This window comes from Paenibacillus jiangxiensis (assembly GCF_046098255.1).
Lineage (GTDB): Bacteria > Bacillota > Bacilli > Paenibacillales > Paenibacillaceae > Paenibacillus > Paenibacillus jiagnxiensis.
In genome coordinates, this window is record NZ_JBJURI010000016.1 from 94,386 (window position 1) to 106,713 (window position 12,328).

13 protein-coding genes are annotated in these 12,328 nt (G+C 50.0%); 12 read left to right on the top strand and 1 reads right to left on the bottom strand.

Annotated features, from left to right (window positions below):
* Positions 1 to 328 precede the first annotated feature (328 nt).
* The 4 genes from ACI1P2_RS16490 (at position 329) to ACI1P2_RS16505 (ending at position 4,334) form a co-directional block, all read left to right on the top strand.
* Entirely contained in the window at positions 329 to 1,261 is a 933-nt protein-coding gene (locus tag ACI1P2_RS16490) for a tyrosine-type recombinase/integrase (RefSeq protein ID WP_355320938.1), read from the top strand.
* A gap of 234 nt (positions 1,262 to 1,495) precedes the next feature.
* On the top strand, positions 1,496 to 2,164 hold the full coding sequence (locus tag ACI1P2_RS16495) for a GntR family transcriptional regulator (RefSeq protein WP_355320939.1): 669 nt from the start codon (positions 1,496 to 1,498) through the stop codon (positions 2,162 to 2,164).
* Positions 2,161 to 3,141: a DMT family transporter gene (locus ACI1P2_RS16500; RefSeq protein ID WP_355320940.1), complete on the top strand. Its 981-nt coding sequence runs from the start codon at positions 2,161 to 2,163 to the stop codon at positions 3,139 to 3,141. The genes ACI1P2_RS16495 and ACI1P2_RS16500 overlap by 4 nt, the downstream gene beginning before the upstream one ends.
* A gap of 110 nt (positions 3,142 to 3,251) precedes the next feature.
* On the top strand, positions 3,252 to 4,334 hold the full coding sequence (locus tag ACI1P2_RS16505) for a DUF3900 domain-containing protein (RefSeq protein WP_355320941.1): 1,083 nt from the start codon (positions 3,252 to 3,254) through the stop codon (positions 4,332 to 4,334).
* Positions 4,335 to 4,385: 51 nt separating this feature from the next.
* On the opposite strand, the gene ACI1P2_RS16510 is transcribed toward ACI1P2_RS16505, so the two are convergent.
* A complete protein-coding gene (locus ACI1P2_RS16510; protein ID WP_355320942.1) occupies positions 4,386 to 5,309 on the bottom strand; it encodes an L-lactate dehydrogenase in 924 nt (307 codons plus the stop codon).
* Between the two features lie 124 nt (positions 5,310 to 5,433).
* Here ACI1P2_RS16510 and ACI1P2_RS16515 point away from each other — a divergent pair, with 124 nt between their 5' ends.
* The 8 genes from ACI1P2_RS16515 (at position 5,434) to ACI1P2_RS16550 (ending at position 12,270) form a co-directional block, all read left to right on the top strand.
* Complete coding sequence (locus ACI1P2_RS16515; protein ID WP_355320943.1) at positions 5,434 to 6,060, top strand: LysE family translocator; 627 nt, start codon at positions 5,434 to 5,436, stop codon at positions 6,058 to 6,060.
* A 139-nt stretch (positions 6,061 to 6,199) separates the two neighbouring features.
* Positions 6,200 to 7,465, top strand: a complete 1,266-nt coding sequence (locus ACI1P2_RS16520; RefSeq protein ID WP_355320944.1) for a YCF48-related protein — start codon at positions 6,200 to 6,202, stop codon at positions 7,463 to 7,465.
* Positions 7,466 to 7,617: 152 nt separating this feature from the next.
* A complete protein-coding gene (locus ACI1P2_RS16525; RefSeq protein WP_355320945.1) occupies positions 7,618 to 7,809 on the top strand; it encodes a hypothetical protein in 192 nt (63 codons plus the stop codon).
* 194 nt (positions 7,810 to 8,003) lie between these two features.
* Positions 8,004 to 8,411: a DUF2500 domain-containing protein gene (locus ACI1P2_RS16530; protein WP_355320946.1), complete on the top strand. Its 408-nt coding sequence runs from the start codon at positions 8,004 to 8,006 to the stop codon at positions 8,409 to 8,411.
* Between the two features lie 117 nt (positions 8,412 to 8,528).
* A complete protein-coding gene (locus ACI1P2_RS16535; RefSeq protein ID WP_355320947.1) occupies positions 8,529 to 9,278 on the top strand; it encodes an SDR family NAD(P)-dependent oxidoreductase in 750 nt (249 codons plus the stop codon).
* A 134-nt stretch (positions 9,279 to 9,412) separates the two neighbouring features.
* Positions 9,413 to 9,835 carry a cell wall hydrolase gene (locus ACI1P2_RS16540; RefSeq protein ID WP_355320948.1) on the top strand — a complete coding sequence of 141 codons (423 nt, stop codon included), beginning with the start codon at positions 9,413 to 9,415 and terminating at the stop codon, positions 9,833 to 9,835.
* A 289-nt stretch (positions 9,836 to 10,124) separates the two neighbouring features.
* Positions 10,125 to 10,616 (top strand): spore coat protein GerQ, encoded by a 492-nt coding sequence (gene gerQ, locus ACI1P2_RS16545; protein ID WP_355320949.1) that lies wholly within the window; start codon positions 10,125 to 10,127, stop codon positions 10,614 to 10,616.
* 355 nt (positions 10,617 to 10,971) lie between these two features.
* Complete coding sequence (locus tag ACI1P2_RS16550) at positions 10,972 to 12,270, top strand: hemolysin family protein (protein WP_355320999.1); 1,299 nt, start codon at positions 10,972 to 10,974, stop codon at positions 12,268 to 12,270.
* Positions 12,271 to 12,328 lie beyond the last annotated feature (58 nt).

Sequence of the window (12,328 nt, forward strand, 5' to 3'; positions counted from 1 at the left end):
AGCATACAACATAATTGCAACTATTTTAAATAACCATTATTGAATTGTTTATTGTACGCGCCAATTTCAAGGAAAAACAACAGCAAATAATTACGTATAACATAAATTATACGCTGTTTTTGTTTATTTCGATTTTATTTGTTAAGGAAGATCACTTACCCGATAAAATCAGAGTCACCAGAGCTGCTTATTTGCTCCGGATATGTATACTTACGGACACAAAAAACATAACTATAATTATGTAAACTAAAAACTTGCATTATTATCCCGACTTCTTATACACTGTGTGGGTAGAAACAGTTTCCAATAGATGAAAGGGAGAAGAACGTTGCCGAAATCAAAAACAGACCACTCCATCATCGAAGAAATCTATGAAGAAGAGCTGCAGGCCTTCCTGATATGGATGAAGGACAGCGGCTTTACAACTCATACGCAAAAAAATTATATAAGCGATGTGTACCAGTTTCTCCATTCATTAAATGAAAAACCGTTACAGCAGGTGAAAAAGATTCAAGTCATGGCGTATCTGTCACAAGCGAGAGAAAACGGTGCAGGGGACAGCACACGCAACCGGAAGCATGCGGCCGTCAACAGCTTCTTTAAGGCTTTGCAGGAATTCGAGCTGAGCACGAACAACCCGGCGGCTGGCATCAAGAAGGCCAAGACCGAAAAGAACAGATCGCCCGTCTATTTGGATGAAAATGACATTCAGCCGTTTCTATTATCTGTAACCGGGAAATATGCGAGCCGTAATCAGGCCATATTTTTGCTGATGGTGTATATGGGGCTGCGTGTGGGTGAAGTTCATGCGCTTAATGTAGGGGATTTTAATCCGGAACGCCGGGAGCTGAGCGTATTTGGCAAAGGACGCAAATGGCGGACCCTGCCAGTTCCGGCCGAGGTGGCCCGGGTTTTGCAGGAGGCGGTGAATACCCGGCTTCAGCCATGGCGCAGCAAGGAACAAGCCTTGTTCGTCTCGCAAAAAGGCCGGCGGCTGGCGATTCGCACCATTCAGCAAATCGCCTATGAAACGTTCGAGCTGTACCAAAAGAAGAAAGGTGCTGTTCAGCGGATACCTTTTTCCAGCCATAAGCTGCGACATACGTTTGCCACCATGCTCCTGCGCAAAGGGGCCGACCTGAGAACAGTGCAAGAGCTGCTGGGGCACTCGTCGATTCAGACAACGACCATTTATACCCATGTAACCAACCGGGAGAAAGAAACGGCAATGAATCTGTTGGATGTGCAGCTCCCTTCATGAAGTTTCATAAATATTATTATGTAAACTAAAGATGTGATACAAGATGATTGGAAAGACGAACGAAGAAGCGCCGCTACCCCTGATAGGTACGCGGCGCTTTTATATATGGAACATTATCGTAGCAGCGATAAAGCTATACTTCATAGTTCAACCTCGCGTGAGAAATCCTTGTTTCTTTCCAAATTAAGTTCTTTTCATCTTGTTGGAAAAATCAATATGCGATATATTGGTTTTATGGATAAATTACATATTGCTAAAGTAAATCGTATGTCGTTAAGAGATCAGGTGTATATGGTGTTAAAAGAATCCATCGTCTCGCTTGAGCTTGCTCCGGAGGAGCGGATTCATGACGCCAAGCTGGCCGATTCCTTCGGCGTCAGCCGGACTCCTGTACGTGAAGCGCTGAAGCGGCTGGAGGATGAGGGGCTGATTCAGTCCTTTCCGGGATCGGTAACCAAAGTAGCGCCATTGCGTGAGGAGGATGCGGCCCATGCTTTCGTCGTAGTGGCTTCGTTGTTCGGGCTTGCCGCCAGATTGGGCTGCAAGCATCTGGGCCAAGAGCATCTTGAGCGTCTGGAGGCTGCCAATGAAAGGCTGCTCACGGCTTTACAGCAGCAGGACGCCGCAGCGGCATTGGAGGAGGATACACGGTTTCACTCCATTTTTATTGAAGTGGCAGCCAATCCGGAGCTGAAGGATGCGCTGAACCGGATTCTCCCGAAAGTGCGGCGCATCTCGCTGGCGAAGTTTTCCTCTGTAGACGGCTTTCATTCGGTGGAAGATCATCAAGAGATTATTTCAGCGGCCAGGGAGGGTAATGCGCAGAAGGCAGCGGAGCTGACCGAACAGAATTGGTTAACGCTCGGGGTGCTGCTGTCCGGACACAAGGAGGATAACGAATGAAGCCGCTGTGGATCGGGATTTTATCCGCTTTTTTCTTTGCATTTACCTTTATTCTGAACCGGATCATGAATCTGGAGGGAGGAAGCTGGGCCTGGAGCGCTTCATTGCGCTATGAGATGATGCTTCCGCTGCTGCTTGGGCTTGTGGCCTTGCGCGGCGGGGTTGCGCCCGTTCTCAGAGAAATCAGAAGCAACCCCGGAGCATGGATACTGTGGAGCTTTATCGGCTTCGTGTTATTCTATGCCCCTATTTGCTTTGCTTCCGTATATGGCCCCGGGTGGCTGGCGGCCACATGGCAGCTTACGATCGTCTTCGGGCTGCTGATTGCACCTGTTCTTGAGGAAAACTGGAAGAAGCAGGGGCTGGCTGCTGCCTATAAATCCTCTATTCCCGTTGCGGCTTTATGCACATCTCTGATCATCTTATTGGGTGTCGTCATTGTTCAGGCAGGTCATGCAGCAAGCATTACCGGTCGTGAATTGCTATTGGGTGTGCTGCCGATTATCGTTGCCTGTGCCGCATACCCTGCAGGGAACCGAAAGCTGATGCAAATCAGCGGCGGACGGCTTGATGCTCCCCAGCGTGTGCTGGCCATGACATTGTGCAGCCTGCCGTTCTGGCTGCTGCTGTCCCTGTATGCATGGATTACCTCCGGACCTCCAAGCGGTAGCCAGTTGTATCATTCGCTGCTCGTAGCTGTTTTCTCCGGTGTGGCGGCCACGGTGCTTTTTTTCCAGGCAACTCAAATGGTCCGCAGCAATCCGCAGCGGCTGGCCGGTGTGGAAGCGACGCAATCGCTGGAAGTAGTCTTTGCCCTGATCGCGGAGGTGATTGTACTATCTGCGCCTTTGCCCGGAATAACAGGCTGGGCCGGTCTGGTCCTTGTCGTCGGGGGCATGATCATTCACTCTTTCGCCACATTGCCTAAAGCTGCTGAGAAGGCCCGATCCGTCCGGACGGAATCGACAGGACCGTGATATGGACTTTGAATTAAGCGGCAACGATGCTACTTTGAACGCTGTTCCTTTTTCCCGGCGGGTGATATAATTACGCGGTACATGCCTGAAAAAGGAGCTTAGTTGACGCTATGAACTTTACAGTTGAATTTCTATCTTTTTTTGTTATCCAGGTTGACGGCAAGGACGGCCAGGGCGGCAAAACATACAAGCATTACGCCACGATGGACGATTATGATTACGAAGAGAGCGATGTCAAGAAATTCCTTGACGGAGAATTCGCGCGGATCAGCAAACGCAAGGTCGAGAAAAATCCGAGCACGGAGCAGGCACCGACCAAAATCGGCCGCTTTATCGTAGAGCCTGAGCATGATTTGAGCAGTAACCCGAACTTTAACATGTTTGCCCGCCTGCGCGCGGCAGGGGACAAGGAAGATTTTAAAAATGCCTGTGATGATCTGGTCCGTATGTATCTCGATACAAGTGCTGTACGGGGCGGGGCACTGATCGTCGTGCAGGCCGTCATGAACACCCATTCGGACGATCCGTTTATTTTTGTGCTGAAATGCGATTTTGAACCGAAAATTGCGCGTATTTCCGAAAGCAGCCTCATCAGTGAGGTGGAAATGGCCATTTCCGCCCGTAACATGAAATCTATTATGTATCCTTATATGTTAGAAGAGGGCATGGTGGATGAGTGGGAGCTCAAGATTCATCAGTCCTCCCATGCCCGTTACTTCGAGGACTTTCTGAAATTCGTGACCTATGAACAGTCCATGCCGGAGATTGTGAATGAGCATGTCATGAGCTTTGTGCAGGACTACGTCGAGACGAAGTGGCCGGATGCGGAGAGCGAGGAGCGGCAGCAGGAGGAACGTGACCTGGAGCTGTGGGCGTCCAGCGAGAAGCGTGATTTGCAGGAAAAATGGGAGCCTGTTCAGGTTGTCGAGGCGGCCCAGCGCATTGTGGAACTCAAGCCGGAGATTGAAATCCGCTTCAAGCTTGACGATACGACCGTGCGCGGCCTGCTGTCCGACTTCGGCGGCAAACTGCATATTGCGAAGCTGCATGACCGGTATGCGCTCATTATTGAGGGGGATTCCTTTACGTTTGACAAAGGCTTTTCCCCGGTCGAGCTGCTGCAGCCGGAGTCGTTTGCGGAAGTGGCTGAGCGGCTGCTGCAGAAGAGGGAAGAGGAAGCGGAGGTCATGTAAAAAGCTGATTGGCCCGTACACCATTTGCCGTCCGGGCCAGTTTTGTTCCATTCAGATGTTGAGCTTGACGATCTCGGATTTCAGCTTATCCGCCGACCGGTGGAAAGCTTCTCTTTCCTCCTGATTCAAAGGAAGGTCCAGCAGTTCGCGAACGCCCGAATGGTCGACAATGCACGGCACACCCAGATACACATCGCTTACTCCGTTATAACCGGTCAGAAGGGTGGATACATTTAATACAGCTCCTTCATCGCCGAGTATGGCGGCTACAACACGGTCCAATGCGAGGCCAATCGCATAGGAAGTTGCTCCTTTGGCGTCGATAATTTCATATGCGGCATTTTTGGTGCTGTTGAAAATATCCGTTTTGTCCTCCTCAGGCATCACAAGCGGTGTCCCGGCTACATTGGCAAGGCTCCAGACCGGAAGCTCGGAGTCGCCGTGTTCTCCGATAATATGGGCATGAATGCTGCGGGGATCGATGCTCTTGTACAATCCGATAAGATACCGGAATCTTGCGCTGTCCAGCAGGGTGCCGGAGCCGATCACACGGCTATGCGGCCAGCCGCTCCGTTTCCATGATATATACGACAGAATATCCACCGGGTTGGTCGCAATCAGCATAATGCCATGGTCATTGATCTTGACAATCTTGTCTATAATTTCTTCAAAGATTGCAGCGTTTTTTTTCAGCAGATCTATACGGGTTTCTCCCGGCTTCTGGGAAGCGCCTGCGGTGATAATGATGATGTCGGCTTCTTTGCAGTCCTCATAGGTGCCGGCCCACACTTTGACACCTCCCAGGAAAGGAAGCCCGTGATTCATGTCCAGCATCTCGCCTTTGGCCTTTTTCTCGTTGCTATCGATAAATACGAGCTCAGACATGCGTTGGCGCAGCAGCAGAGTATATCCGGTTGTTGTGCCTACGGCTCCCATGCCGATAATGGCCACACGGCTTCTTTTATACGGCTTCATGCTTCATCAGCTCCTTTTTCCGGTTTGCATTCCTTAGTATAATTACCCTTCTTAGGAATGTAGAATGCTTGCTTTTATTCGTTTCTGACAGACTAATTTGATATGTTTTAAAGGAGGAAACCCGTTGTTCTCATTATCTGCCATGATGCTCTTTATTGGCGCGTCGATATTATTGATTCTGGTTCCGGGTCCTGACCTGATTTTTACGGTTACGCAGGGCATAACAAACGGACGCAAGGCAGGGGTCATGACGACCATTGGCCTTAGTCTCGGCAATACGGTACATACGCTGGCAGCGGCTTTGGGCCTGTCGATTATTGTACAGACGTCGGCGACGGCTTTTACTGTATTTAAAATAGCCGGGGCATGTTATCTCTTTTATCTGGCCTATCAATCTTTCATTCACCGCAAGGATCGGAGTGTCTTGTCAGGCGCTTCCAATCAGCAGGGCTTCAGGCTGCTTCTCAAAGGAATGACCATGAATGTTCTGAATCCGAAGGTTGCCATTTTCTTTCTTGCTTTTCTGCCCCAGTTTGTCAATTACGGATATGGATATGTACCGCTGCAAATGATTGTGCTCGGCGTTGTGTTTATGGTGCTTACCGCCATCATCTTCGGATTGTTCGGGTATTTTGCCGGGGTATTTCACCGCAGGCTGCTGCGCAGCGAGCGGTTTAATGAATGGCTGGCCTGCGGCGCATCCGCTATTTTCGTGCTTCTTGGGATCAAGCTGATCACCACGAAAGCATAGCTAGGCCAATCCACGCAGCATCCTGTGCACAAGTCCGGCGGATGAGATTGCGTGCCTGATATGATATAATTGTAGATTCAGGAAGACCAATCTTGTGTTCGTAGATTTAAAACCGGCGGCAACTGGAGGGACTTATGAAATGAAAATGCGTTGGTGCAGGCCGCTTGCCGGGCTCCTGCTGACCAGCATGATGCTGATCTCCTGCACGTCCGAGCCGGCTGAAGAAAAGGACGAGCCAGCGATGACGGATGCGCAGGATGTTGAAGATGGACAGACGATTACTGTCGTACCGGCTGTACCGGCCAAGACAGGGGAAGATACGACCAAATATCAAATTCAGACAAGATTGACGGATTTTCATTTGTTTGACAGCACCAGCGGCATTGCCTGGGGCGTGACGCGCAATGCTCTGCGTATCTACTATACCCATGACCAGGGAGAAACGTGGACGAATATCTCTCCATCCGAGAATATTCCTTTTCCCGGCGAGCTGGAATACGGTAAGGAAATTTGGTTTACGGATGCAAACCACGGGTGGATTGTACGCCAAACCTGGGACCGGACTTCAACGATCGTGCTGCGTACGAATAATGGGGGGGCCACCTGGAATCTCACTGCATTGCCAAGCGGCGGAACGGTAAGCGCCTTGTTCTTTACGAACCCGTCTAGCGGATGGATTATGGCGGCCGGCACTGCCAACGAGACCAAAGAGCAGAAAATTTTGTATCACACGAAGGACAGCGGCGCAACCTGGGCTGTGTATATGCAGAATTCCGGTGATTTGGCAGAAGACAGCCGACTCCCTCGGCTCCCTCTGACCGGCAAGGTGACCGGAATGCGCTTTAAGCAAAGCGGGGAAGGGATAGTCACTTTGAATTTCGAAGGATCGCCTGCCCTGTACGTGACGAAGGATGAAGGAAAGACCTGGTCCTCCTCCTCTGATCTGGACACGCCTGCGGCGTGCAGTGCAGATGCCGGCAGCAAGCCGCAGTTTGCGGATGCGATCGATCTTTCCGGCTGGCTGCCGCTAAAATGCTCTACAACAGGGAAAACACGGTACAGCGGCTTTTTCACTGCGAATGGCGGTTTGAATTGGGACTTTTCCTTCATGCCATTGGCGGTGCCCGAGCATCCGGAGAGCGCTGCCGTCCCAACTTTTCTGAACAGTAGGGAAGGCTGGATTCTGCTGGACGGAGCGGTTCATCATACGGCGGACGGAGGCCGTTCCTGGATACGTTATGAGCCTAACAAGATTTTGTCGGACATGCTGGCCAAGTATCCTGAGCCAGTAAAAATCAGATTTGCCTCATCCAGAGTAGGTTGGCTATTGATTGAAAAAGCGGAGGACCGCAAATCGCTGCTGATGCAGACGACGGACGGCGGCAGAACCTGGAGAGTTTTATAAGCAGACATGAAGGACAAGCAAGCGGTAATGACCGTCTGCTTGTTTTTCAATTTTTAGAGCTTAAGTTTTTGTTTAATATGTGAAATTAATCACAAATATATGAAGCTTCAGTTGTTATACTTGGTACATAAAGAACCCGAGGAGTGATCCCCATGAAAGCAAATCCGAACGGCGAGCTGAACATGACCGCATACCTTCTTCAATTCTGTTACACCTGTACTGATGCAAGCGAATGTACGACCGAGGATGATTGCAGACGCTGTGCTGAATATTATGCTGAACAAAACCGGATGGAAGAAGAAATCGATGAAACTCAATGGTACCTGCGGCAGGTTCACGCTTAAGGGGTTATCGTATGAGCTGCTGTATTCCCCAATTTCAATACAAAGCCGGCTGAAGCCTCCCGAATGCTGTTTCGGAGAGGCTTTTGCTGTGTTCGGTACAAAGTATGCGGCCGGCGTGGTCAAGTATTTGCTGCTTGGGCATATAATGGGGAATGGAAGAAACAGCTCTCTACTTCGTAAAGGGGGATCATTCTGTGGGGTTCGAATCACTATGGATGTTTGATTTGATGGGAACCGTCTTTCCTGTCTTTTTTGTCATGATACTTGGGATTATCATTTTGTCGGCCGGGAAGGAAATTTTGGGCTGGAAGCGGAACCGGGCGGAGCCAGTTCTGACGGTAAGCTCCCGCATTGCCTCCAGACGTATGTATATACAGCAAAGGCAGCTTGATGATGCATCCCCTGCTACGAAGACACTTTATTATATAACTTTTGAAGTAGAGAGCGGGGACAGACTGGAATTTAAAGTGAACGGGGAACAGTACGGAATGTGCTCGGAGGGGGATTCGGGCAGGCTGACCTTCCAGGGCACCAGATATATCGGGTTTGAGCGCGACCATCGTCCTCATTCCATGGGCTCGAATGGCATGGTGTCCGGGTGAGTACAGCAGGAAAGCGCGGCCCATTCCCCATTTGTGTTTCTGCAACTGCCTGGACGGTTTCATATAATAGAAAGGAGTTGTTATACTGGGATAAATCCCTTAAGGAGGAAAATGGATATGAGGTTTGAAGAGCAGATTGTCATCGTTACGGGGGCAGCCCAGGGGATCGGCCGCACGGTCGCTGCCGCGTACGCGGGTGAAGGAGCCCGTGTCGTGCTTGCCGACCAGGATGCGGAAAAAGGGGCAGCGGCAGCGGCGGTTTTGCGCAGCGAGGGACATGAAGCCGTGTTTGTTGCATGCGATATGCGCAGCGAGGAGGATATTCTCAGACTGGTTCATACTGCCAAGGAGCAGTACGGCACCATACATATACTCATCAACAATGCGGGTAAAGGTGTCTGGAAATCTCCCTATGAGCTGACAGCCGCCGAATGGGACGATGTGATGAACACGAATGCGCGCAGCTGCTTTCTGGCCAGCCGAGAGGCGGCGAAGGTGATGAAAAACAATGCAGAGGGCGGTTCTATCGTTAACATCGCTTCCACCCGTGCTACCATGTCCGAGCCCGACACGGAAGCTTATGCCGCTTCCAAAGGTGCGATTACCGCACTGACCCATGCGCTGGCCGTTTCACTCGGACATGATGGCATTCGGGTCAACTGCATCAGTCCGGGCTGGATTGAGACAGGGGATTATGAGCAGCTTCGCCCTGAGGATCACAGCCAGCATCCTTCAGGACGTGTGGGAAGACCCGAGGACATTGCCAGAGCCTGCCTGTATTTAACGGATCCCGGCAATGATTTCATTACAGGCGAAAATCTGGTGATTGACGGCGGAATGACACGCAAGATGATCTATATTCCCTGAGCCGAGGGCTGCGAAAAATACCTTTCCGGAACGAATGTTTTGGAAAGGTATTTTTTTGTTGCCGAACAAGTCACCTAATAGGCGGATGCACAATACGATATAGTATCGAATCGGGAAGTCAAGGAGGGAATTGGGTGGCTGTTATCAGAGCAAATTCGGAGGACGTTAAGCTGCTGGGCCGGCTAATGAGAGCGGAAGCCGAGGGTGAAGGAGAGCAGGGAATGCTGATGGTTGGCAATGTCGGCGTGAACCGCATACTCGGCAACTGCCTTGATTTCAGGGATATCCGGCTGATGAAGCAGATGGTTTTTCAGAGGCCTGGCGGTTTTGAAGCAACCGTTAAGGGTTATTTTTACCAAAGAGCACGTGAACGGGATACCCGGCTTGCCCGGCGGGTAATCAACGGAGAAAAAATTTGGCCGGCTTCCAACTCCTTGTGGTTTTTCAGACCTACAGGGGGTTGTCCAGGAACATGGTATAACCAAAGCAACGCAGGCCGTTTTAAAGCCCATTGCTTCTATAACCCGTCATCGACCGACTGTCCTGCAGTCTATTAGATGTTGTTCAAAAAGTCATCTTTTGATCACGAAGGAAGTCAGGAAGCGGACTCGACATCGAATCTTGAATTCAGCCGGGCCTAAGCGGATGCTTCCGAAGTATGTTTCCTGCGGAAACATTTCAGGTGCTCACGTACCCCAAGTACGCTCCGCTCCTCAGTCCCTATCTTCATTCAACTCAAGCGTTTTGAAAAAACGCACTTCGGAAGCATAGGCTTCGGTGCTGAAAACCTGACTTTTTGAACACGCACTTTTGGGGAAGTAAGAACACATTCAGGGAGGATAATTAATGATGTCTCAATTTTATCCGTCATATGCTTATGAGGGAGGTTACCCGGAGCCACACAGGTTTGCATCCAATGTCGGACCTGTGCAGATGATGCCCAAAGGCGGGGTGATGCCGATGGGAACAAACGTGGGCATGAATGTGACTGGTCAAGGCATGGTTCCGCCGCCGGTCAACAGCGGAAGCATGATTACCCCGACGGGAACCGTCGTACAGGCGCCGCAGTTTGAACAGTCCTACATCGAGAATATTTTGCGCCTGAACCTTGGAAAAACAGGCACGTTCTACATGACTTATGAAAACAACAAGGAATGGAACGCCAAAATTTTTAAAGGCAGACTGGAAGCCGCTGGCCGCGATCACATTATTATCAGTGACCCGTCAGGCATGCGGATTGTGCTGTTGATGGTGAATCTTGACTATGCGACCTTTAACGAGCCGCTTGCCTATCAGTATCCGGGCGTAATTGGCAACCCTCCGACAACGTCGAGATAAATCGTTTTTCCTCACATATGATGTACGAACCCTCTGCTGGGCAGAGGGTTAACTGTCGTTTGGGGCCAAAATCGGGCTTTTCGGCCTCAAAATACCGGATATCAGCTAAAATCTGCAAAAAATCGGGTTATCTTCCGTGTTTGCAGTCATAGTCGGCTATTTCGTTGTGTAGTCTATAACTATATAATGTAATATAAGAATTTACTTATGTGAAGAGGAGTGAGCCCATTGGGAAGTTGAAGCTGAATCCTGGATTTAATCGCAGTACAGTACAAACCAATCGAAGGAGGTGCTCCTGTCTGTCTATTGCCAGGACGGATAGGAAAATTTATTGAGTAGTGATCCTTTACCCATAATTTTGAATTTGGTGGCAGTCATCTTTTTGGTGCTGCTTAACGGCTTTTTTGTATCCGCCGAGTTTGCCATGGTCAAGGTCAGAGGCAGCCGGATTGAGATGCTGCTGGATACCGGCGACAAGAAGGCCGCTTATGCCTCGCAAATGATTCATAATCTGGACGCTTATTTATCTGCTTGTCAGCTCGGCATCACCCTGGCTTCTCTGGGATTGGGATGGATCGGGGAACCCGCCATTGCCGGCCTGATTGAGCCGCTGTTTGCGTCCGCGGGTCTTGGACCCGTTTATGTACACGGAACCGCTGTTGTCATTGCTTTTATTCTGATTACCATTCTTCATATTGTGCTTGGTGAATTGGCACCTAAAACAATCGCCATCCGCAATTCAGAAAAGATTACATTATATTCGGCCTTCTTGATGACATGGTTTTATAAGATCATGTATCCATTTATCTGGGTACTGAATGGTCTGGCCAACCGACTGCTGCGGTTATTCCGGGTCGAGCCGGTATCCGAACACGACGGATCCGCACATACGGAAGAGGAAATCCGCATACTGATGAAGGAAAGCAATAAAAGCGGACTAATTGATAACACAGAATTGGCGCTTGTTGATAATATATTTGATTTTGCGACAACTACGGCGCGTGAGATTATGATTCCGCGAACGGAAATGATCTGCTTGTACAGTCATTTTTCGACGGAAGAGAACCTGGCCATCGCTCTGGACAGCATGCGGACCCGCTACCCCATCTGCGGGGAAGACAAGGATCATATTATCGGGTTCATTCATATTAAGGATCTGCTGCGGGGGGACACGTTGGACACCCGGACGATGATCAGGCCGATTCTCGCAGTTCCCGAGTCTACACAGATTAGCGATTTGCTGAAAAAGATGCAGCGCAGCAAAACGCAAATTGCGATCCTGATTGACGAATATGGCGGGACTTCCGGCCTCGTTACCCTTGAAGACATTATGGAAGAGATCGTGGGTGAAATTCAGGACGAATTTGACCAGGAGCGGCCGGTGCTGGAGCATATTGGCGAAGAGGAATTCTCCATCGACGGCATGATGCTGATTGATGAGTTCAACGACCGTTTCGGTCTCGAGCTGAGCAGCGAAGATTTCGATACGGTCGGAGGGTGGATGTACTCGCAAATTGAGGTCATTCCGCCCCAGCCGGGGCAATCCGTTGCCCATAACGGCTTCCTGCTTGTCATCGAAGAGACGGAGAACAAACGGATCTCACGTGTCCGGCTTATGAAAGAAGAGATTGTTATTGAGGAAGCGGGGGCATAATTTGCCCCTGCAGAAAAGGAGTATCTTGCTTCCGGATGAGAATGGAAGCAGGATACTC

What these genes read in the sequence shown, in the direction of transcription:
- ACI1P2_RS16495 (WP_355320939.1), top strand. Translation starts at nt 1,496, where the DNA reads ATGGATAAATTACATATTGCTAAAGTAAATCGTATGTCGTTAAGAGAT.
- ACI1P2_RS16500 (WP_355320940.1), top strand. Translation starts at nt 2,161, where the DNA reads ATGAAGCCGCTGTGGATCGGGATTTTATCCGCTTTTTTCTTTGCATTT.
- ACI1P2_RS16505 (WP_355320941.1), top strand. Translation starts at nt 3,252, where the DNA reads ATGAACTTTACAGTTGAATTTCTATCTTTTTTTGTTATCCAGGTTGAC.
- ACI1P2_RS16510 (WP_355320942.1), bottom strand. Translation starts at nt 5,309, where the DNA reads ATGAAGCCGTATAAAAGAAGCCGTGTGGCCATTATCGGCATGGGAGCC.
- ACI1P2_RS16520 (WP_355320944.1), top strand. Translation starts at nt 6,200, where the DNA reads ATGAAAATGCGTTGGTGCAGGCCGCTTGCCGGGCTCCTGCTGACCAGC.
- ACI1P2_RS16525 (WP_355320945.1), top strand. Translation starts at nt 7,618, where the DNA reads ATGAAAGCAAATCCGAACGGCGAGCTGAACATGACCGCATACCTTCTT.
- ACI1P2_RS16535 (WP_355320947.1), top strand. Translation starts at nt 8,529, where the DNA reads ATGAGGTTTGAAGAGCAGATTGTCATCGTTACGGGGGCAGCCCAGGGG.
- gerQ (WP_355320949.1), top strand. Translation starts at nt 10,125, where the DNA reads ATGATGTCTCAATTTTATCCGTCATATGCTTATGAGGGAGGTTACCCG.